Source organism: Streptomyces sp. NPDC055400 (assembly GCF_053644375.1).
Genome location: NZ_JBSHLM010000003.1, coordinates 413,999 through 434,027 on the forward strand (window position 1 = coordinate 413,999; position 20,029 = coordinate 434,027).

Here is a 20,029-nt window from a genome sequence, read left to right on the forward strand (position 1 = left end):
GCGGACAGAAACGACGGCGAGGACTGATGGCACAGACGCAGCGCGCTCAGGGCCCGTCCGACCCCGAGGCGGCTGGCGGCGGTATGTCAGATGCGCCGGAGTTGTGGGGGAACGGCGGGCTGGTCGGCGACGGCCGGTACCGGCTGACCCACAGACTCGGCCGGGGCGGCATGGCGGAGGTTTTCGCAGCGGAGGACGTCCGGCTCGGACGCACCGTCGCGGTCAAGCTCCTGCGCTCCGACCTCGCCGAGGACCCGGTATCCAAGGCCCGTTTCACGCGCGAGGCCCAGTCGGTCGCGGGCCTCAACCACCACGCGGTCGTCGCCGTGTACGACTCCGGCGAGGACACCGTCGGCCGCTCGGTCGTCCCCTACATCGTGATGGAGATCGTCGAGGGCCGCACGATCCGCGACCTCCTCCTGAACGCCGAGGCGCCCGGACCCGAGCAGGCACTGATCATTGTCTCCGGTGTCCTTGAGGCCCTCGCCTACTCGCACCAGCACGGCATCGTGCACCGCGACATCAAGCCGGCGAACGTGATCATCACCAACACCGGTGCGGTGAAGGTGATGGACTTCGGCATCGCGCGCGCCCTGCACGGCGCGCAGTCGACCATGACACAGACCGGCATGGTCATGGGCACGCCCCAGTACCTGTCGCCCGAGCAGGCCCTCGGCAAGGCCGTCGACCACCGCTCCGACCTGTACGCGACCGGCTGCCTGCTCTACGAGCTCCTCGCGCTGCGGCCCCCGTTCACCGGCGAGACCCCGCTGTCCGTCGTCTACCAGCACGTCCAGGACGTGCCGGTGCCGCCCTCCGAGGTCTCGGACGTGGCGCCGCCGGAGCTCGACGGCCTCGTCATGCGCTCCCTGGCCAAGGACCCGGACGACCGGTTCCAGACCGCCGAGGAGATGCGCGGCCTCGTCCAGTACGGGCTGCAGATGCTGTACGACCAGGGCGGCCACACCAACACGTGGAACACCGGCCCGGTCGCCGCCGACATGCACAGCGGCGGCAACACCCCGGCCATGGGCGTCGCGGGCACGACGGCGCTGCCGCACCCGGCCGACGGCGGTACGGCGGCCCAGCCGATGCTGCGGCCCCCGGGCAGCGACGACGGCGGATTCGACGGCGGTCACCGCACAGGCGGCGGCAGCGGCCGCGGCAAGATGTGGATCCTCGCGGTCCTCGCTGTGATCGCCATCGCGGGCGGCGCGGCCTGGGCGATGACCCAGGGCGACGATCACAAGGGCGGCCCCGGCACCACCCAGTCGCCCACGCAGTCGCACTCCCAGAAGGAGAAGGAGCCCACCCAGGGCTCCGACGACCCGGCCACCGAGGACGCCACGACGGACCCGGGCGCCGGGACCGGCGGGGGGACCGACTACTCGCCGTCGGAGGAACCCAGCACGGGTGACGTCACGCCGTCCGACAGCGCGTCCGAGCCGACCGGTGAGCCGTCGAAGCCGACGCCGTCCAAGAGCCAGCCGACCTCGGCGGAGCCGCCTACGGACGACCCCAGCCTGCCCACGGAAAATCCGTCCACGGGTGGCACCATCGGCGACCCGGGCGGGAACGACCCGGGCGGCACCGACGGCGGGGCCTGAGCCGCCGTCCTAGGGCCTGTCTTCACGGCAGACGACATACGAAGGCGCCCGGCCGGTCATGGTGACCGGCCGGGCGCCTTCGCGTTGTGGCTTCGATTCGGGTTGCGACAGGCACCGGGGAGGGGCGCCTGTGTCTGTGTGTCTTTACAGGTACGGGCCCCCGGAGCGGCCGGCGATCCGCGGGTCGTCGCCCTCCTCGCCGCCGCCCACGCCGGGCGGAAGCGCACGGCGCATCTGCTCCAACTGGGCCCGCGCGGCCATCTGCTGGGCGAACAGCGTCGTCTGGATCCCGTGGAAGAGCCCCTCCAGCCAGCCCACCAACTGGGCCTGCGCGATCCGCAGTTCGGCGTCGCTCGGGATCACCTCGTCGGTGAACGGCAGGGAGAGTCGCTCCAGCTCCTCGACCAGCTCCGGCGCGAGACCGTCCTCGAGCTCCTTCACGGAGCTGGCGTGAATCTCCTTGAGCCGCACCCGGCTCGCCTCGTCCAGAGGAGCCGCCCGCACCTCCTCGAGCAGCTGCTTGATCATGCTGCCGATGCGCATCACCTTGGCGGGCTGTTCCACCATCTCCGTCACCGGAACCTCGTGGGAGTCGTCGTCTCCGCCGCCACCGAGCGCCATTCCGTCCTGGCCCACGACCAGGACCTGGGGGCTCTGCGGCGAGCTTTCGTTCCTCGGCATCTCCATGCCGCCATTCTCTCGTACCGCACCATCACACCTGGGTAGTGCCCCCATACGAGAGTGATCCACCGTGTTCGGGCGTGCTCCCACCGTGAGCGACGGCGTTCCCGACGCGTACGGGTCTGCGCGACGCGGGCGGCGGCTTGCGGGGCGGACGGGGCGTCGAGCGGGGGCCACGGGCCGGTCGGGACGGGAGGTCCCGGGACTGGGCGGAGCGGGAGGTGTCGGGCGTGGGGGGTGCTGCGCAGGCCGTGGATCGCGCGGGTTGTCGCGGCTGGGTCATGGGGAGCGCGTGGGCCATGGGCGGGACGTAGGTCATGGGCGGCGGAGTTTTCTCGTTCGGGGCAGATTTCTCGTTCGGGGCAGATTTCATGGGCGGCGGGATCTCAGGTGCGGCGGGATCTCAGGTGCGGTGCGGATCTCATGTGCGGCGCGGATCTCATGTGCGGTGCGGATCTTTGCGGTGCGGATCTCACGTGCGGTGCGGATCTCACGTGCGGCGCAGGCGCAGTGCCAGGAATCCGACGCCCAGGCCTACGAGGACCAGGCCGGAGCCCAGCGGCAGGACGCCCACGCCGGGGATCACGGGTTCGGCGACGGTCGGCCGCGCGGTGCGGCCGGCGGTGTCCACGGGGACGCCGGTGGGCCGGGCCGACGGCTGGACCTGCTGCTCGTCGGAGCCGTCCTCACGGATCTGCGGCTCTTCCGGGGGCCCGGGTATGGAGGGGTGGGCCGGGCGGGTGCGGGGCGAGTCCGCCGACGGGGGGTGGGACCGTTTCGGCGACGCGGCGGCGGACGCCGAGGCGGAGTGGCTCTTACCGGCGGAGTGGCCCTTGCGGGAGGGGTCCGCGGGGGTGGCCTTCGCGGAGGAGGCTTTACCGGGGGAGGCCTTCGCGGGGGTGGCCTTCCCGGGGGACGCCTTCGCGAGGGAGGGCTTCCCGGGAGAGGCCCCCGCGAGGGAGGCCTTCGGATTGGCGTGGGAAGCGCTGGGCCTTCTGGGGGAGGCACTCGCCGAGGGCTTCTCGGTGCCGGACGCGGAGTGTTCGGCCGCGGAGTGCTCGTTGCTGGGCCGGCCCGTAGGCGGCTTCTGTCCGGGGCTGCCGTGGGCCGACGGCGCCGACTCGGCTCGCCCCGACGGCGTACGGCCCTTGCCGGGCCGACTGCCGGCCTGTGCCCCGTCGGCAGAGGTGGAGGCAGGGGTAATGGCAGGGGTAGTGGCGGGGGCGGGGGCAGAGGTGGTGGCGCGCGTGGGCGCGGGTTCGGCGGCGTAGGCGTGAGTGCCTGAGGTGGCCGGTCCGAGGAGGATGGCCAGGAACAGCAGGCGCCGCAGTAGCGGCGGCAGCGGCAGCGGCGGGCGGCCGGTGGTGCGGAGGCGTGGAGTCATTCCGCGCGCCCCTCCCGGAATCGAGTCACCAAGATCGGAGGAATCCCGGAATCAGCGTCACATGACGCAACAATTCCGGCACCTTGGTGTCACTCCACTCGCTCCGGCCACACCCCGCCCGCCGATGGATCTACTCGACGGTGAGCAGCACCTTCCCGATGTGCCCGCTCTCCTCCAGGACCCGGTGCGCCTGCGCCGCGTCGCTCATCGGCAGCTTCCGGTCGACGATCGGCCGGACGCGGCCCGAGTCGATCAGCGGCCAGATGTGTTCCCGTACCGCGGCGACGATCGCGGCCTTCTCGGCCAGCGGGCGCGCGCGCAGCGAGGTCGCGGTGATGGCCCCGCGCTTGTTGAGGAGCATGGCGATGTTCAGCTCGCCCTGGATGCCGCCCTGCATGCCGATGATCGCGAGGCGGCCGTTGGTGGCCAGCGCCTGGACGTTGCGGTCCAGGTACTTGGCGCCCATGTTGTCGAGGATGACGTCCGCGCCCGCGCCGTCGGTGGCCCGCTTGATCTCCTCCACGAAGTCCTGCTCGCGGTAGTTGATGAGGATGTCGGCGCCGAGCTCGGCGCAGTAGTCGAGCTTCTCCTTGCTGCCCGCCGTCACCGCCACCTTGGCCCCGATGGCCTTGGCCAGCTGGATGGCCATCGTGCCGATGCCGCTGGAGCCGCCGTGGACCAGGAAGGTCTCGCCGGGCCGCAGGTGGGCGATCATGAAGACGTTCGACCAGACGGTCGAGGTCACCTCGGGCAGCGCGGCCGCCGTGACGAGGTCGGTGTTCTCGGGTACGGGCAGGAGCTGGCCGGCCGGGACGGCGACCTTCTGGGCGTAACCGCCGCCCGAGAGAAGCGCGCACACCTCGTCGCCGACGGACCAGCCGGACACTCCGGCGCCGAGGGCGACGATGCGTCCCGAGCACTCCAGACCGGGGATGTCGCTCGCGCCGGGCGGCGGGTTGTAGAAGCCCTGACGCTGAAGCAGATCGGCGCGGTTGACGGCCCCTGCCGCCACCTCGACCAGCACTTCGCCGTCACCGGGTACGGGATCGGGGACCTCCGCCCAGACGAGCGCCTCAGGTCCACCGGGTTCCGGAATCGTGATCGCATACATGCCGGCGAGGCTACTCCTCGGAGCTATCCGGGAGACGGGTCGGCGCGTGCCCCCGCTGCCAATCCTCCCGGGCCCTCAACGGGCCGTCCCCGCATGCCCCAACCGTCAGTCCCGCGGCAGCCGTCGCGTGTCCGGGACGGACTGGGTGCCGGGGGTGGCCCGGACGATCGTGATCAGGCGGTCCGTCAACTGGAGCGTGCCGATGGCCCGGTCGTCATAACCCAGCACCCGGTGCCCGCGCACCACGCTCACCACCAGGTCCTCGGTCTCGCGGACCTTCAGCCCCACCTCGGCCTTTATGACCGGCCGTTCCACGATGTCGAGGCCGCTGCCCTGCTGGATGAGGTCCTCCATGACCATGCCCGCGCTCGGGCTGAGCACGGAGAGTCCGAGCAGCCGGCCCGCCGCGCTGGCGCTCGTGATGACCGCGTCGGCGCCCGACTGCCGCAGCAGCGGGGCGTTCTCCTCCTCGCGGACAGCCGCCACGATCTTCGCCGCGCGGTTGAGCTGGCGGGCGGTGAGGGCCACCAGGACCGCGGTGTCGTCCCGCTGGGTGGCGATGATGATCTGCCGTGCCCTCTGCACCTCGGCCCGCAACAGCACATCACTGCGCGTGGCATCGCCGACGACCCCGGCGAACCCGTACGCCGTGGCCGCCTCGATGACCTTGCTACTGGGGTCGACGACCACGACCTGATCCGCCTTCAGGCCCGTCGCGCAGACGGTCTGGATCGCCGACCGGCCCTTCGTGCCGAATCCGACGACCACGGTGTGGTCACGCAAGTTGGACCTCCAGCGGTTCAGTCGCCACTCCTCCCGCGTGCGCTCGGTGAGCACTTCGAGAGTGGTGCCGACCAGGATGATCAGGAACAGCACACGCAGCGGCGTGATGACGAGGATGTTGACGATCCGGGCACCGTCACTGACGGGTGTGATGTCCCCGTACCCGGTCGTGGAGAGGGTGACGGTCGCGTAGTAGAACGCATCCAGCAGGTCGACGCTGCTGTCGGAGTTGTCGCTGTAGCCGGAGCGGTCGATCCAGACGATGAACGCTGTCGCGACCAGCACGGCGAGCGCCATTATCAGTCGCCGGGCGACCTGCCACAGGGGCCGCTCGACCACCCGCCTGGGCAGCTTCACCTGACGGGCGACGACCTTCTCGTCGTCATGGCGGGCCATCGCGTCATGGCCGGGAAGTTTCACGTGAAACACCTCTCGGCAGCGCCGTTGCCTCCGTCGCCACCTGTCGAGCTCCACGACCACGGCAGGTCGAGGATCTCCACTTCCCACCCGGCCTTCGCGCCGCCGGGCGGGACGACGGCGAGCCCGTCGGCCGCCGCGATCCCGCGCAGCATGGCCGGACCGTTGTAGCGCAGCGGCACGGCCACATCCCCCCGCACGACGACAGGGACGAGCCGCGTGTCATGCGGATGCCCCTGCACAGCCCCCTGGAGCGGCACGGTGTACGGCTCCTGCTCCGGCCGTCCCGCGAGAATCCCCAACAGGGGCTCGGCGAGCGTGAGGAGCCCGGAGACGGCCGCGAGAGGGTTGCCCGGCAGGCCGACGAGGTGCTGCCGTTCCTTGGTGCGGGCGAGCAGCATCGGGTGCCCCGGGCGCACCGCGACACCGTCGACGAGCAGCTCGGCATCGACCCGGCTCAGCGTCGGATGCACCTGGTCGACCGGGCCCGACGCGGTGCCACCGGTCGTCACGATGAGGTCGGCGTTCGACGCCCGTACGGCCTTGAGCAGCGACTTCGGATCGTCGCCCAGACGCCGTACGGAGGTGACCTCCGCGCCGAGCGCCCTCAGCCACGGCGGCAGCATGGGGCCGAGCGCGTCCCGGATGAGGCCCTCACGAGGGAGGCCCTCGGTCAGCAACTCGTCGCCCAGGATGAACACTTCGGCCTTGGGCCGCGCCACCGTCAGCAGTTCGTCGTAGCCGGCGGCCGCGGCCAGCCCGAGCACTGCGGGCGTCACCAGGGCTCCGGTGGGCAGGAGTTGGTCGCCGGAGCGGCACTCCTGGCCGCGGGGGCGGATGTCCTGGCCGTGGCCGACGTCGCGCAGGGCGAACAGCCGTCCCTTGTCGTCGGTGCGGCCGTGTTCGCTGCGGATGACGGCGGTCGCGTCTGTCGGGACCCGGGCGCCGGTCGCGATCTGGACGGCCTCACCGTCGGACAGCGGCTCGGGCCGGTCCTGCCCGGCGAGGATCCCCTCGGCCCGTACGTCCCAGGGGCCCGGCCCGGCAACGACCCAGCCGTCCATGGCGGACGTGTCGAAGGACGGGAGGTCGGAGAGAGCGGCGAGGGGCTCGGCCAGCGTCAGGCCCAGTGCCCGATCGAGCGGCACGCGGCGCTCCGCCGCACCTCCCCGGAGCGCGGCGGCCGCGCGTCCGGCCCGCCCGGCGACGGCCCGCGCAGCGGACCAGGGGGCGGCCTGGTGCCGGGAGTCGGTTCGCCGGCTGGAGGAAGTGCTGTCGCGCGCGGGGTCCTTGTGGTCCGGGTGGCCGGTGGGGGTGGCGGGTCCGGTGCGGCGGGCGCCCTCGGCCGAACCGTGTCCTGGGCGTCCCGTACCGGAACCTGCCCCGCCGGAGCGTCCCGCGCCGCCCGCGCCGCGGCCGTCTGCCGCCCGGGCCTCGTTGACCAGGGCGAGCGCCTCGTCGACGGCGCCGTCCTCGGCCGCGCGCGCCTGTGCGGCGAGCGACTCCGCGCTCTGACCGCTCATCACGCGTCCGGCCGCGCGCCCGCAGAGCCACCGGGTGAGTCGCCGCCGGACGCGGGGCTGTCGGGTGAGTCGCCGCCGGACGCGGGGCTGTCGGACGAGGCAGCCGGGCCGGCATCCGTCGTCCCGGGCGCCGGCGCTTCCTCGTCCGCGGCCTCCTTCGCCCAGCGGTCAGCGAGCGCGGCGGCCTTCGCGCAGGCCTCGGCGACGGCCTCGCGGCCTCCTCCGGCGTTCGCGGCCGCGTACCCGACGAGGAATGTCGTCAGGGGAGCGGCCGGCCTGGCCACACCGTGCGCGGCGTCGCGGGCGAGGTCGAGAAGGACGCCGGTGTCGACGTCGAGCTCGATGCCCAGTTCGTCCTTGGCTGCGGAGATCCATTCATCCAACACGTGCCCATGCTCCCTGATACGTGACCGGGCGGCGGCGATGTCGTCCCAGGTGTCGCAGTCGAAGGACGCGACGGGGTCGGTGATGCGGGTGAGTTCGAGTCGGCCGACGAGCAGCCGCAGGGGCAGCCCCCAGAGCCCGTCGTCGTGCGCGGCTGCGAGTTCGGCGAGGTGGTGGCGCAGGGGTGCGCTGCGGTAGGCCGCGACGAGCGGCTGGTCCCGGCCGTCGGCGTCGGTGAGCATGACCCCGTCCGCCGTTCCCGCGTCAAGGGCATCGAGGAGGCCCCGTACCGTCTGCTCGCTCAGGAAGGGCAGGTCGGCGGAGAGGACGAGGACCTGGTCGCCCGTGGTGGCGCGCAGGCCGGCGTCGAGTGCGGCCAGCGGTCCGCCGCCCGGCGGGTCCTCGCGGGTCCAGCGCACGGGGTGCGCGGTAGGTCGGGGTTCGGCGACGACGACCGTGGTGCCGGCCGTGGCGCAGGCGGCCAGTACCCGGTCGAGCAGCGGCCTGGCTCCGACGCGGACGGCGGGCTTGTCCGCGCCGCCGAGCCGTCTGGCGGCGCCGCCGGCGAGCACGACGGCGTCGTGGGCGGGGCGGCTCGGCGCGGGAGCAGCGTTCATCCCCCGAGTATGGGCGCACGAAGGATCATTGCCACCCCTGGAAACGGCCCGCACCCGCGAGGATTTACGTCACATCGAGGTGGCGGGGCGGGCCGTTCGTGCTCACAGGACGCGCAGGCTCGTCCTCACAGGGTGCGCAGGAGCACCGCCGGCTGTTCGACGCAGTCCGCGACGTAGCGCAGAAAGCCGCCTGCCGTGCCGCCGTCGCACACCCGGTGGTCGAAGGTGAGCGACAGCTGGACGACCTGGCGCACCGCCAACTCCCCCTGGTGGACCCAGGGTTTGGGGATGATCCGGCCCACGCCGAGCATCGCTGCCTCGGGGTGGTTGATGATCGGCGTCGAACCGTCGACGCCGAAGACGCCGTAGTTGTTCAGCGTGAACGTGCCGCCCGTGAGTTCCCCGGGCGTGAGCCGGCCGGCCCGGGCCGCGTCCGTGAGACGGGCGAACTCGGTACTCAAGGACTCGGCGTCGCGTACGTGCGCGTCCTTCACGACAGGGACGACGAGTCCGCGCTCGGTCTGGGCGGCGAACCCGAGGTGCACGGCGTCGAGCTGCACGACCTCCCGGGCCGCCATGTCGACCCGGGAGTTGAGCTCCGGGTAGCGGGCCAGGGCCGCGGTGCAGATGCGGGCGAGCAGGGCGAGTACGGAGATCTTCTCCCCGCCCGCCGCGTTCATGGCCACGCGCGCGTGCATGAACTCCGTGGCGTCGGCGTCCACCCAGCAGGTCGCGTCGGGGATCTCGCGGCGGCTGCGGGTGAGCTTGTCGGCCACCGCGCCTCGAAGGCCCCGCAAAGGGACACGGATGCCGTCGGCGGTCCCGGCCACTGGGGCCGGAGCCGGGGCCACGACCTCCGCGTCCGCCACGTGGGCCCGTACCTGCACCGTCTCCTTGATGGCGCTCTCGACATCGGCCCGCATGATGAGTCCTTCGGGCCCCGACCCTTGCAGCTCGCGCAGGTCGACCCCGTGTTCGCGGGCGAGCTTGCGCACGAGGGGGGAGATGACCGGCACGGGTCCGCTCCGCGGCGGCGCCTGCGGAACCGGGGCGGACGGGGCGTTCCGGGTGGGTGCCGCAGAAGCTGCCACGGGGAGGTCGTCCTGTCGGCGAACCCGGCGGCGGCGCGCGGGGGCGGCCGCGGTGCCGTAGCCCACCAGGACGTTCCCGGACCCCTCGCCGACATCCTCCCCCTCGGACGGTGTGCCCACAGCGACCGTCAGGAGGGGCGAGCCGACGGGCAGTTCTGTGCCCTCCTCGCCGAAGCGGGCGGTGACCACGCCCCCGTAGGGGCACGGGACCTCGACCATCGCCTTGGCGGTCTCCACCTCGACGACCGGCTGGTCCACCGCCACGACGTCGCCGACCTGGACGAGCCAGGTGACGATCGAAGCCTCGGTGAGGCCTTCGCCGAGGTCGGGCAGCTTGAATTCGAGGACCTGTGCCATCAGCTGCCCGCCTCCCACTGGAGCCGCGCGACCGCGTCCAGGACCCGGTCGACTCCCGGCAGATGGTGCCGCTCCAGCATCGGCGGCGGATACGGGATGTCGAACCCGGCCACGCGCAGGACCGGCGCCTCCAGGTGGTGGAAGCACCGTTCGGTGACGCGCGCGGCGATCTCACCGCCGGGGCCGCCGAAACCGCCCGACTCGTGTACGACGACCGCCCGCCCGGTGCGGCGCACGGACGCGCTGACCGTCTCGTCGTCGAACGGCACCAGGGAGCGCAGATCGACGACCTCCAGATCCCAGCCCTCGGCCCGCGCCGCCTCCGCCGCCTCCATGCAGACGGGCACCGACGGCCCGTACGTGATGAGGGTGGCGTTGCTGCCGGCCCGGCGGACCACGGCCCGTCCGATGGGTTCGACGTCCGTCGGGTGCTCGGGGTTCCAGGAGTCCTTCGACCAGTACAGCCGCTTGGGTTCGAGGACGACGACGGGGTCGTCGGAGGCGATGGCGGCGCGCATCAGGCCGTAGGCGTCGGCGACGGTGGCGGGCGTGACGACATGGAGGCCCGGGGTGGCCATGTAGTAGGCCTCGGAGGAGTCGCTGTGGTGCTCGACGCCGCCGATGCCGCCGCCGTAGGGCACGCGCACGGTGAGGGGCAGCGGCATGGCGCCCCTGGTGCGGTTGCGCATCTTCGCGACGTGCGAGATCAGCTGCTCGAGGCCTGGGTAGGCGAACGCGTCGAACTGCATCTCGACGACGGGCCGCAGGCCGTACATGGCCATGCCGACCGCGGTGCCGAGAATGCCCGCCTCGGCGAGCGGCGTGTCCGTGCAGCGGGTGTCACCGAACTCCTTGGCGAGTCCGTCGGTGACTCGGAAGACGCCGCCGAGCGTGCCGACGTCCTCGCCGAGGACGTGCACGGAGGGGTCGGCTGCCATGGCGTCGCGCAGGGCGCGGCCGAAGGCCTGTGCCATGGTGGCCGGCTTGGCGGCGACAGTGGTCATCGGCCCGCCCCGTCCGCCTCGGCGTCGAGTTCGGCGCGCAACTGGGCGGCCTGCTCGCGCAGTTGCGTCGTCTGCTCGGCGTAGACGTCGCGGAAGAGGTCCATGGGGTCGAGCACCGGATCCTGGTTCATGCGCTCGCGCAGGTCGGCGGCCATCTTCTCGGCGTCGTCGCGCACGGCCCGTATGCCTTCCTCGTCGAGGAGTCCGCGATCCGTCAACTCCCGCTCCAGGAGCAGGATCGGGTCGTGGTCGCGCCAGGCCTCGACCTCTGCGTCGGCGCGGTAGCGCGTGGCGTCGTCCGCGTTCGTGTGCGCCTCCATGCGGTAGGTGATCGCCTCGACGAGGGTCGGGCCGCCCCCTCCGCGCGCGTGGCGCACGGCTTCGGCGAGGACCTCGTGCACGGCCGCCGCGTCGTTCCCGTCGACGAGGCGGCCGGGCATCCCGTATCCGACAGCCTTGTGGGCCAGGGACGGGGCGGCGGTCTGCTTGTCGAGCGGTACGGAGATGGCGAAGCCGTTGTTCTGGACGAGGAAGACGACCGGGGCCTGCCACACGGCCGCGAAGTTCAGCGCCTCGTGGAAGTCGCCCTCACTGGTGCCTCCGTCGCCGACCATGGCGAGCGCGACCACGTCGTCACCCTTGAGGCGGGCGGCGTGCGCGAGGCCCACGGCGTGCGGAAGCTGCGTCGCGAGCGGCGTGCACAGGGGGGCGACGCGGTGCTCGCGCGGGTCGTACCCGGTGTGCCAGTCGCCCCGCAGCAGGGTCAGGGCCTGGACGGGGTCGAGGCCGCGGGCGACGGCGGCGAGGGTGTCCCGGTAGCTGGGGAAGAGCCAGTCGCGCTCCTCCAGGACGAGGGCGGCCGCGACCTCGCAGGCCTCCTGTCCGGTGCTGGAGGGGTAGACCGCGAGCCGGCCCTGCTTCGTCAGGGCGGTCGCCTGCGCGTTGTACCTGCGCCCGCGCACCACCTCCGCGTACAGCTGGTGCAGCAGCCGGGCGTCGGCCTTGGCCGCGGCGTCGGTGCCGAGAACCCGGAACGGCTCGGCGTCGGGCAGCAGCGGCGCGGGATCCGTGCGCGGCTGCCAGGCGGGCGGCGGGGTGGGCCGGTAGGCATCCCGCTGCTCCATGACCGTCATGACGGCACCTCCTCGTTGGAAGCGGCTGAGAGACGCGACGGTGTGATGCGCCCCACCTACCGATTGTTCGGTCGTCGGCACATTTTGGCTACAGGCACCTCCAGGCTGTGGACAAACGGTTCTCCACAGCCTGGGATGGACGCAGTACGTCCATGGTAGGGAGGCGGGGGGACATGGCATCTGAACGAATGGCCGACGGCCCGGGCGGCGACCGCCCCGAGACTGCGCCCCGCGCGCCCGACAGCGGCCCGGACAGCGGCCCCGACAGCCGCCCGGGCTCCCCGCCGCGCCCGCCCGAGGGCCGCCCCGAGTACCAGCCGCGCGCTCTGGACGCCATCGACCGCGACATCCTGCAGATGCTCCAGATGGACGGCCGGGCCTCGATACGCTCCGTCGCCGAGCGCGTCCATGTGTCACGGGCCAACGCCTACGCGCGCATCAACCGGCTCATCGACGACGGCGTCATCCGCGGGTTCGGCGCCCGCGTCAACCACGAGCGGGCCGGTCAGGGCGCCTCCGCGTACATCACGCTCAAGATCGTCCAGAACTCCTGGCGCACCGTGCGCGAGCAACTGCGCCGGCTCCCGGAGGCCTCGCACATCGCGCTGGTCAGCGGCGATTTCGACGTGCTCCTGATGGTGCACACGCAGGACAACAGGGCCCTGCGGGAGCTCGTACTCACCAAACTCCAGGCCATGCCGGAGGTGCTGAGCACGCGGACGCTGCTGGTGTTCGAGGAGGAGGACCTGGAGCCGGACGCCTGACGCGCCCGCGCCCGGGCCGTCAGTCCTCCTTGCGCAGCCCTCCGAAGATCAACTGCACGACGGCGTCGGCGACTTCGCGGTCGTCCATGCCCCGGCCACCCGGCCGGTACCACTCCACGATCGAGTTGATCATGCCGAACACGAGGCGGGTCGCGAGCCGCACCTCGATGTCGCCCCGCACGTCACCGTCGGCCGCGGCCGCCTTCAGGAGCTCGGCCACCTGGTGGTCGAACTCCCTGCGCCGCTCCATCGCCCAGCGCTCCGCGTCGGTGTTCCCGCGCACGCGCAGCAGCAGGGTCACGTACGGCAGCTCGGATATCAGGACCTGGACCATGCGCCGGGTGACGTACTCCAGGCGCTCGACGGCACGCCCCACGCACGCGTGCTCCTCGCCGAGGATGCCGAAGAGGCCGTCGAGCGCACGGCTGACGGCGCGGCGCAGCAGCTCCTCCTTGCCGGCGACGTGGTGGTAGATCGACGACTTGGAGATACCGGCCGCCTTGGAGAGGTGCTCCATCGAAGTGCCGTCGTAGCCTCGCTCGTTGAAGACCTGCACGGCGACCGACAGGAGGGTCTCGGGCGTGTAGGTGTCGCGCCTTGCGGTGGTCATGCGGAGCCCTCCCGCTTGTCGGAGGCGTACGAGTGGCGGTAGAGCGCGAGCGAGGGCGCGTAACGGCCGGACGGGTCGCGCAGGTGCAGATCGTCGAGGAGGGAGTACGCCCAGTTCTTGCCGAGCTTCCTGCTCCACTCGATGGGCCCCAGCGGGTAGTTGACGCCCAGGCGCATCGCCGTGTCGATGTCCTCCGGAGTGGCCACTCCCTTGGCGACGGCGTCGTGCGCCAGGTCGATGAGCCGCGCGACCGTGCGCGCGACGATCATGCCGGGCACGTCCCCGATGACGCTGACGTCCTTGCCGATGGCCTGGAAGAGCCCGGTGGCCTCGCGCAAGGTCTGCGGGGACGCTTCCTGCGAGGTCGCGAGCGCGATACGGGTCGCGGCGCGATAGTCGAACGCGAGATCGAAGTAGATGACGTCCCGGTACTCGACGGACGTCTGGCCGTCCGCGAGGGCGAGCTGGCCGCCGCCGGGAAGGACCAGGCGCGTGCCGTTGTCCTCGTCCTCCTCGCGCACCGGGATGCCCGCCTCGCGGATCAGCGCGAGAAGCTCGCCGGCAGGCCCCAGGTCGCCTTCGGCGACGACGTACGCGGGTGCCTGGGCGGGCTGCGCGGTGTGGGGCTCCGGGCGGTCCTCACCGTCCGTGTACGCGTACCAGCCGCGGCCCGTCTTGCGGCCGTGCATGCCGGCCTCGACCAAGCGCCGCTGGGCGAGGGCCGGCCGGAACTTCACGTCCTGGAAGAAGGCCTCCCACACGGAGCGGGTGACCGCTTCGTTGACGTCCTGCCCGATGAGGTCCGTCAGCTCGAAGGCGCCCATCTTGAAGCCGCCGCACTCGCGCAGGACAGCGTCGATGGTGGCGGGCTGGGCGCCCTGCTCCTCGTAGACCGCGAACGCCTCGGCGTAGAAGGGGCGGGCGATGCGGTTGACGATGAATCCGGGGGTGTCGGCGCAGACGACGGGAGTCTTGCCCCAGGCGCGGGCCGTCTCGTACGCGCGCGTGGCCGCCGTCACGTCGGTCGCCGCGCCGGAGACCACCTCGACCAGCGGCATCAGGGGCGCGGGGTTGAAGAAGTGCAGGCCGACGAGGCGGCCCGGCAGGCGCAGCGCGCCGCCGACGGCCGTGACGGACAGGGACGAGGTGTTGGTCGCGAGCAGACAGTCGTCCGCGACGATCTCCTCCAGCTCCGTGAACAGCTGCTGTTTCACGTCGAGCCGCTCCAGTACGGCCTCGACGACGAGCGCCGCCCCCGCGAACTCCTCGAGGGACCCGGCGGTGCCCAGACGCGCACGCGCGGCGTCGCGCTCGGCCGCGTCGAGCCTGCCCTTGTCGACCAGGCGGTCCAGGCGCGCGGCGATGGCGTCCGCGGCCTCCCGGGCACGGCCCGGTACGGCGTCGTAGAGCCGGACGGGGTGGCCGGCGGTCAGGGCGACCTGGGCGATGCCCTGGCCCATGGTGCCGGTGCCCACCACGCCCACAAGGCGTTCGGGGCTGCCGAGCTCGAGTGCTGTCATGGTCGCGATCCTCCCGCACGCAGCGACGACCGGGGTCCCGGGGGTCGGGGCGCTGAGGCGGGCTCGAAGTTTTCCACAGGTTCGACGGACCCCCTTGTCCCGACCGATCGTTCGGTTACTCTAACCGTGTCTGCCCGTTCCTGCCCAGCTGTTCCTGCCCAGCTCGCCGGCTCGACGAAGAGCCGCCTCGACGAGGAGTTGGTCCGTCATGGCCGCCGAAGTCACCGCGCACGACCTGATCGCCAAGCACCGGCCCACCCTTGACCAAGCGCTGGAAGCGATCCGCACGCGCGCGTACTGGTCACCGCACCCCGAGCACCCCAAGGCCTACGGAGAGAACGGAAGCCTGAGCATGCCCGAGGGCAAGGCCGCCTTCGACGCGCTCTCCGGCACCCGGATCGACCTCGGCCAGCCCGGCACGGACGACTGGGTGGGCGGCGAAATGTCGCCGTACGGCGTCGAGTTGGGCGTCACCTACCCGCACCCCGACCTGGACGTCCTGCTCCCCGCGATGCGCGCGGGCATGCGCGCGTGGCGCGAGGCGGGCGCCGAGGCGCGGGCCGCCGTGTGTCTGGAGATCCTGGCCCGGATCAGCGCGCGTACGCACGAGTTCGCGCACGCCGTCATGCACACCAGCGGCCAGGCCTTCATGATGGCGTTCCAGGCGGGCGGCCCCCACGCGCAGGACCGCGGGCTCGAAGCGGTGGCGTACGCGTACGTCGAGCAGGTGCGCACACCGGACGCGGCGGAGTGGACCAAGCCACAGGGCAAGCGCGACCCCCTCGTCCTCGGCAAGCAGTTCACGCCTGTCGGGCGCGGCATCGCGCTCCTCATCGGCTGCAACACCTTCCCCACGTGGAACGGATATCCGGGACTCTTCGCCTCCCTCGCCACCGGCAACCCCGTCCTGGTGAAGCCCCACCCGCGCGCGGTGCTGCCCCTCGCCCTGACCGTCCAGGTCGCCCGCGAGGTCCTCGCCGAGTCCGGCTTCGACCCGAATCTGGTCGCGCTGGCCGCCGAGAAGCCCGGCGAAGGCATCGCCAAGACCATCGCCCTGCGCCCCGAGATCAAGATCATCGACTACACGGGCTCGACGGCGTTCGGCGACTGGCTGGAGACGCACGCCCGGCAGGCCCAGGTCTACACGGAGAAGGCCGGCGTCAACACGGTCGTCATCGACTCGACCGACCGCTACAAGGGAATGCTGGCGAACCTCGCGTTCTCCCTGTCCCTGTACAGCGGCCAGATGTGCACCACCCCGCAGAACCTGCTCATCCCGCGCGACGGCATCACCACGGACGAGGGCCCCAAGACATACGACGAGGTGGTCACCGACATCGCGGCCGCGGTGGGCGGCCTCCTCGGGGACGACGCCCGGGCGAACGCGCTGCTCGGCGCCCTGGTCAACCCGGACGTGGAGTCCCGCCTGGAGGCGGCTTCAGGGCTCGGCGAAGTCGCCCTCGCCTCACGGGAGATCAGCAACCCGGAGTTCCCCGGTGCCGTCGTCCGTACGCCGATGATCGTCAAGCAGGACGGCGCACGGAAGTTCTGGGACGGCGCCGACTCCGACTCCGCCTACCTCAGCGAGTGCTTCGGCCCGGTCTCCTTCGCCGTCGCCGTCGACTCCACGACGGACGCGCTGGACCTGCTGCGGCGCACGGTGCGCGACAAGGGCGCGATGACCGTCGGCGCATACACGACCTCCGACGAGGTCGCCGAAGCCGTCGAAGAGGTCTGCCTCGAAGAGTGCGCCCAACTGTCCGTCAACCTCACGGGCGGGGTGTACGTGAACCAGACGGCGGCGTTCTCGGACTTCCACGGCTCCGGAGGCAACCCCGCGGCCAACGCGGCGCTGTGCGACGGAGCGTTCGTGGCGAACCGCTTCCGGGTCGTGGAGGTGCGCAAGGAGGCCTGAGGCTTCCGAGGGACGTCAGCTCAGGCGGCCGGGCGGCCCGCGGGACCGCCCGGCGTGCCGCAGGTGCTCCAGTGGAAGAGCGTCATGCCGACGCTCGTCGCCAGGTTGTAGCTGGAGACCTGCGCCCGCATCGGCAGCGACACCAAGTGGTCGGCGCGGGCGCGCAGTTCGGGCGACAGGCCGCTGCGCTCCGAGCCGAAGGCGAGCAGCGCGTCGTCCGGCAGCATGGTCCCCCGGATGTCCTCGCCCTCCGGATCGAGCGCGTACACGGGCCCCGGCGGCAGCTCCTCCACCGCCAGGCGCTCGACGGCCGTCGCGAAGTGCAGGCCGGCGCCCCCGCGGACGACGGTCGGGTGCCAGGGGTCGAGGCTGCCGGTCATGACGACGCCCGTCGCCCCGAAGCCCGCGGCGAGCCGGATGACGGCCCCCGCGTTGCCGAGGTTGCGGGGATTGTCGAGGACGACAACGGGTGCGGTCCTCGGCAGGTGTGCCACGGCCGCCAGGTTCTCCGCCCGGTCCGGCCGCACCGCCAGCGCGGCCACCCCCGTGGGATGCAGACGCGGCACCAGGGCGCGCAGCGTCTCCTCCGGCACCTCCACCAGGAGCCCGTCCAGGGCGTCCCGCACGTCCGGGGCGAGCTCCTCGGCCAAGGCGAGCGCGGCCGCCCGGCCGGTCGCCAGAGCCACGGGCACGCGCGCGCCGAAACGCAGGGCGTGCTTGAGCGCGTGGAACCCGTCGAGGAGCACGGACGCGTCCGCGCGGGCGCGCCATTCATCGACGCCGGCGATATCCACCCTGTTCATGCCGCTCGCCTGTCCACGCTGTTCACCCTGCTCATGCCGAGAAGCCTACGTGGGCCTGTTCGGGGCTCTCGGCCGCGCGAGGCCCCGGCACCGTGGGAGCACCGGCCGCACGGGAAAACAGGCCTCCACGCGCGCGTGCCACCCATCCGCCCAGCCGCTTCAGGAACGACGTCGGCAGGAATACGGCATCGGCGGCGATCATCGCGAGCGAGAAGAACGGCAGCCCGAGCAGGACGGCGATCGCCGCGTGCTCGCACATCATCGCGACCAGCAGGACGTTTTTGACGCGCCGGTTGAACAGCGTGAACGGGAAAGCGACCTGCACGGCGACCGTCCCGTACGACACGAGCATCACCATCAGCCCGTGCGAGGCGAGCAGGTCGCCCAGGGCCGGCCAGGGCGAGAAGTAGTCCAGGTGGAGCGGGTAGTAGACCGCCGTCCCGTCCTGCCAGCGACTGCCCTGGATCTTGTACCAGCCGGCGGTCGCGTAGATCAGACACGCCTCCGCCATGATCACGAGAAGAGCGGCGTTGTGCGCGAGGTTCGCGATCACGTCGAGCAGCAGTCGGGGCTCGCTGTACGGGACCCTCCGGTTCACCGCCCACCACAGGCCCTGCACGGCCCACAGCCCCCAGAACACGACCAGCCAGCCCCCGCTCATGACCCCCATGAACGTGATCACGGAGAGCCCGAGCCCCGCGAACCACCACACCACCGGCCCCACCCGGTCCGGCGGCCCGATGCCGCTCTCGCGCGCAGAGTGCTCACGCGCGCGTGCCGCTCGCCCCGCGTCCAGCGACCAGACCTGCCCGCACCGCGTGAACACCAAGTAGATCGACATCAGGTGGATGACGTTGTCGCCGCCGTCGCCCATGAAGATGCTGCGGTTCTGCAGCGAGAGCACGCCGATCATGAACAGGACGGACATGGCGCGGGTACGCCAGCCCAGCATCAGCAGCGCACTGGTCACGACCGCGGCGGCGTAGACGATCTCGAACCAGACACGGCCGTCCGACCACATCAGAGCGGTGAAAGCGCCGTTGCCGGCGATGAGCTGCTGCGCCATGTCCCAGCTCCACGGCCCGTCGGGCCCGTACAGCTCGTGGCGGTGGGGGAACTCACGCAGCAGGAAGAGCAGCCAGCTCGCGGAGAACCCGATCCGGATGACGGCGGTCTGGTAGGGGCCGAGGGCGGACCCGGTGACCCGGTCTATGCGGTCTGTGCGGTTCACCGGGCATCCGTCCCGTCAGTGGCGGCACGCGCGCGCGTGCCGGTGCCGTTACGGCTCTCGCTCTGGCTGTTGCTGTCGCTGTCGAGTGCCCTGTCCGCGGCCGTCACCGTCCACCAGGGAACCTCCCGGTAGAGAGGCTTGGAATCCACTTTCTCGTCGCTCCACGGGGGCGGCACCACATTGGTGGTCCGCGAGCGGACCTGGACGCGGGCGATGGTGGCCTTCTCGCCGGTGGCCGCCTTGCCGGCGGTCGTCAGCCCGTCCTCGTGGGACAGCCGCAGGACGACGATGCGGCGGATGTAGCGCTCGGAGAGCTGGCCGCGCAGACCGTTCGGGCGGTTCTCACTGTCGTGCGCGGACACATAGAAGTCCCAGGCCCGGCGCAACTCGTTCTGCTGCGTGTGGCTGGGCAGCAGATTCCCGTCGATGTCGGCGCCGTCCTGTGCCGACAGGTCGTACCAGCCGGTCGTACGCGTTCCGCCGTCGGCCGTACGGATCTCCGCGCGGGCCTGCACGGCGATGTTCTGCTGGAGCGGGTTGGGCGCGAACAGCTTCCAGTTCTGCTCGAACTCCGGATAGATCCATCCGTCGACGGCCCCGCCGTACTCCTTGGAGACGGTGTTGGGCGGCGCAACGTGCAGAAACACCATCGCGACGTGCACACACGCCCCGAGCACGATCACGACGAGCGCGCAGGCAGCGGCGATCTGGTAGCGGAGGGAGAGGGCCGACAGTCCGATACGGGGTGTGGCGGACGGGGGCGGGGACGCGAGGGGTGGAGGCTCGAGGGGCGAGGACGCGGGATCCGGATCAGGCACGTGGTTCGGCTCGGGCTCGCGGCTCGGCTCGGGTACCTGATCCGGCGCGGGACTGCGCGAAGGGCCCGGCTCCGGCCCCGGCTGCGGCTCCAGGTCGGAACGCCGGGCGGTCGAGCCCTTGTCGTACGCGTCCATGCCGCCCCGTCTCCCCGAGTTTCCCGATGTCTCCGGTCCGCGCCGGTGCCGAACCGATTCCTCGCCCCGCGGCCCGCTCCCGCCGCCGCACCGGCACGGTACTCAGCCGCGCTCGCGAGGCACAGAGCCATGGGACTGGCA

Annotated in this window: 17 protein-coding genes; 3 read left to right on the plus strand and 14 right to left on the minus strand. The window is 72.0% G+C overall.

Translation table 11 applies throughout. The features are described 5' to 3' along the window. Positions 1–26 precede the first annotated feature (26 nt). Positions 27–1,607, plus strand: a complete 1,581-nt coding sequence (locus ACWIGU_RS09990; protein WP_454399269.1) for a protein kinase domain-containing protein — start codon at positions 27–29, stop codon at positions 1,605–1,607. Between the two features lie 144 nt (positions 1,608–1,751). Here ACWIGU_RS09990 and ACWIGU_RS09995 read toward each other — a convergent pair whose 3' ends face one another. From ACWIGU_RS09995 to pdhA, 9 genes are all read right to left on the minus strand, one after another. Beyond that, complete coding sequence (locus tag ACWIGU_RS09995) at positions 1,752–2,294, minus strand: bacterial proteasome activator family protein (protein ID WP_356277855.1); 543 nt, start codon at positions 2,292–2,294, stop codon at positions 1,752–1,754. Positions 2,295–2,778: 484 nt separating this feature from the next. Continuing rightward, the gene (locus ACWIGU_RS10000; protein WP_454399271.1) at positions 2,779–3,672 is read right to left on the minus strand and encodes a hypothetical protein; all 894 of its coding nucleotides are present in this window, start codon (positions 3,670–3,672) and stop codon (positions 2,779–2,781) included. Between the two features lie 130 nt (positions 3,673–3,802). Beyond that, positions 3,803–4,783 (minus strand): NAD(P)H-quinone oxidoreductase, encoded by a 981-nt coding sequence (locus ACWIGU_RS10005; RefSeq protein WP_399969055.1) that lies wholly within the window; start codon positions 4,781–4,783, stop codon positions 3,803–3,805. Between the two features lie 105 nt (positions 4,784–4,888). Then, positions 4,889–5,995 (minus strand): potassium channel family protein, encoded by a 1,107-nt coding sequence (locus ACWIGU_RS10010; RefSeq protein WP_454399273.1) that lies wholly within the window; start codon positions 5,993–5,995, stop codon positions 4,889–4,891. Then, positions 5,983–7,506: a molybdopterin molybdotransferase MoeA gene (locus ACWIGU_RS10015; RefSeq protein ID WP_454399275.1), complete on the minus strand. Its 1,524-nt coding sequence runs from the start codon at positions 7,504–7,506 to the stop codon at positions 5,983–5,985. Before ACWIGU_RS10015 ends, ACWIGU_RS10010 begins: the two co-directional genes overlap by 13 nt. Beyond that, positions 7,506–8,507, minus strand: coding sequence for an NTP transferase domain-containing protein (locus tag ACWIGU_RS10020; protein ID WP_454399277.1), 1,002 nt, complete (start codon positions 8,505–8,507; stop codon positions 7,506–7,508). The genes ACWIGU_RS10015 and ACWIGU_RS10020 overlap by 1 nt, the downstream gene beginning before the upstream one ends. Before the next feature lie 125 nt (positions 8,508–8,632). After that, positions 8,633–9,955: a dihydrolipoamide acetyltransferase family protein gene (locus ACWIGU_RS10025; protein ID WP_454399279.1), complete on the minus strand. Its 1,323-nt coding sequence runs from the start codon at positions 9,953–9,955 to the stop codon at positions 8,633–8,635. Beyond that, positions 9,955–10,959, minus strand: a complete 1,005-nt coding sequence (locus ACWIGU_RS10030; RefSeq protein WP_454399281.1) for an alpha-ketoacid dehydrogenase subunit beta — start codon at positions 10,957–10,959, stop codon at positions 9,955–9,957. Before ACWIGU_RS10030 ends, ACWIGU_RS10025 begins: the two co-directional genes overlap by 1 nt. Further along, positions 10,956–12,092, minus strand: a complete 1,137-nt coding sequence (pdhA, locus tag ACWIGU_RS10035) for a pyruvate dehydrogenase (acetyl-transferring) E1 component subunit alpha (protein ID WP_454399283.1) — start codon at positions 12,090–12,092, stop codon at positions 10,956–10,958. The genes ACWIGU_RS10030 and pdhA overlap by 4 nt, the downstream gene beginning before the upstream one ends. A gap of 173 nt (positions 12,093–12,265) precedes the next feature. Between pdhA and ACWIGU_RS10040 the strand changes: the two genes are divergently transcribed. Continuing rightward, positions 12,266–12,856, plus strand: coding sequence for an Lrp/AsnC family transcriptional regulator (locus ACWIGU_RS10040; protein WP_454399285.1), 591 nt, complete (start codon positions 12,266–12,268; stop codon positions 12,854–12,856). 19 nt (positions 12,857–12,875) lie between these two features. On the opposite strand, the gene ACWIGU_RS10045 is transcribed toward ACWIGU_RS10040, so the two are convergent. Beyond that, complete coding sequence (locus tag ACWIGU_RS10045) at positions 12,876–13,466, minus strand: TetR/AcrR family transcriptional regulator (protein ID WP_100596504.1); 591 nt, start codon at positions 13,464–13,466, stop codon at positions 12,876–12,878. Next, on the minus strand, positions 13,463–14,986 hold the full coding sequence (locus tag ACWIGU_RS10050) for a 3-hydroxyacyl-CoA dehydrogenase (RefSeq protein WP_454399287.1): 1,524 nt from the start codon (positions 14,984–14,986) through the stop codon (positions 13,463–13,465). The genes ACWIGU_RS10045 and ACWIGU_RS10050 overlap by 4 nt, the downstream gene beginning before the upstream one ends. A 208-nt stretch (positions 14,987–15,194) precedes the next feature. Between ACWIGU_RS10050 and paaN the strand changes: the two genes are divergently transcribed. After that, complete coding sequence (paaN, locus tag ACWIGU_RS10055; RefSeq protein WP_454399289.1) at positions 15,195–16,901, plus strand: phenylacetic acid degradation protein PaaN; 1,707 nt, start codon at positions 15,195–15,197, stop codon at positions 16,899–16,901. Between the two features lie 20 nt (positions 16,902–16,921). Here paaN and ACWIGU_RS10060 read toward each other — a convergent pair whose 3' ends face one another. The 3 genes from ACWIGU_RS10060 to ACWIGU_RS10070 are packed head-to-tail and all read right to left on the minus strand — an operon-like array spanning position 16,922 to position 19,888. Then, positions 16,922–17,704 (minus strand): TrmH family RNA methyltransferase, encoded by a 783-nt coding sequence (locus tag ACWIGU_RS10060; RefSeq protein WP_356277891.1) that lies wholly within the window; start codon positions 17,702–17,704, stop codon positions 16,922–16,924. Positions 17,705–17,735: 31 nt separating this feature from the next. Then, positions 17,736–18,935, minus strand: coding sequence for an HTTM domain-containing protein (locus ACWIGU_RS10065; RefSeq protein WP_454399291.1), 1,200 nt, complete (start codon positions 18,933–18,935; stop codon positions 17,736–17,738). Next, a complete protein-coding gene (locus ACWIGU_RS10070; RefSeq protein WP_454399293.1) occupies positions 18,932–19,888 on the minus strand; it encodes a DUF5819 family protein in 957 nt (318 codons plus the stop codon). The genes ACWIGU_RS10065 and ACWIGU_RS10070 overlap by 4 nt, the downstream gene beginning before the upstream one ends. Positions 19,889–20,029 lie beyond the last annotated feature (141 nt).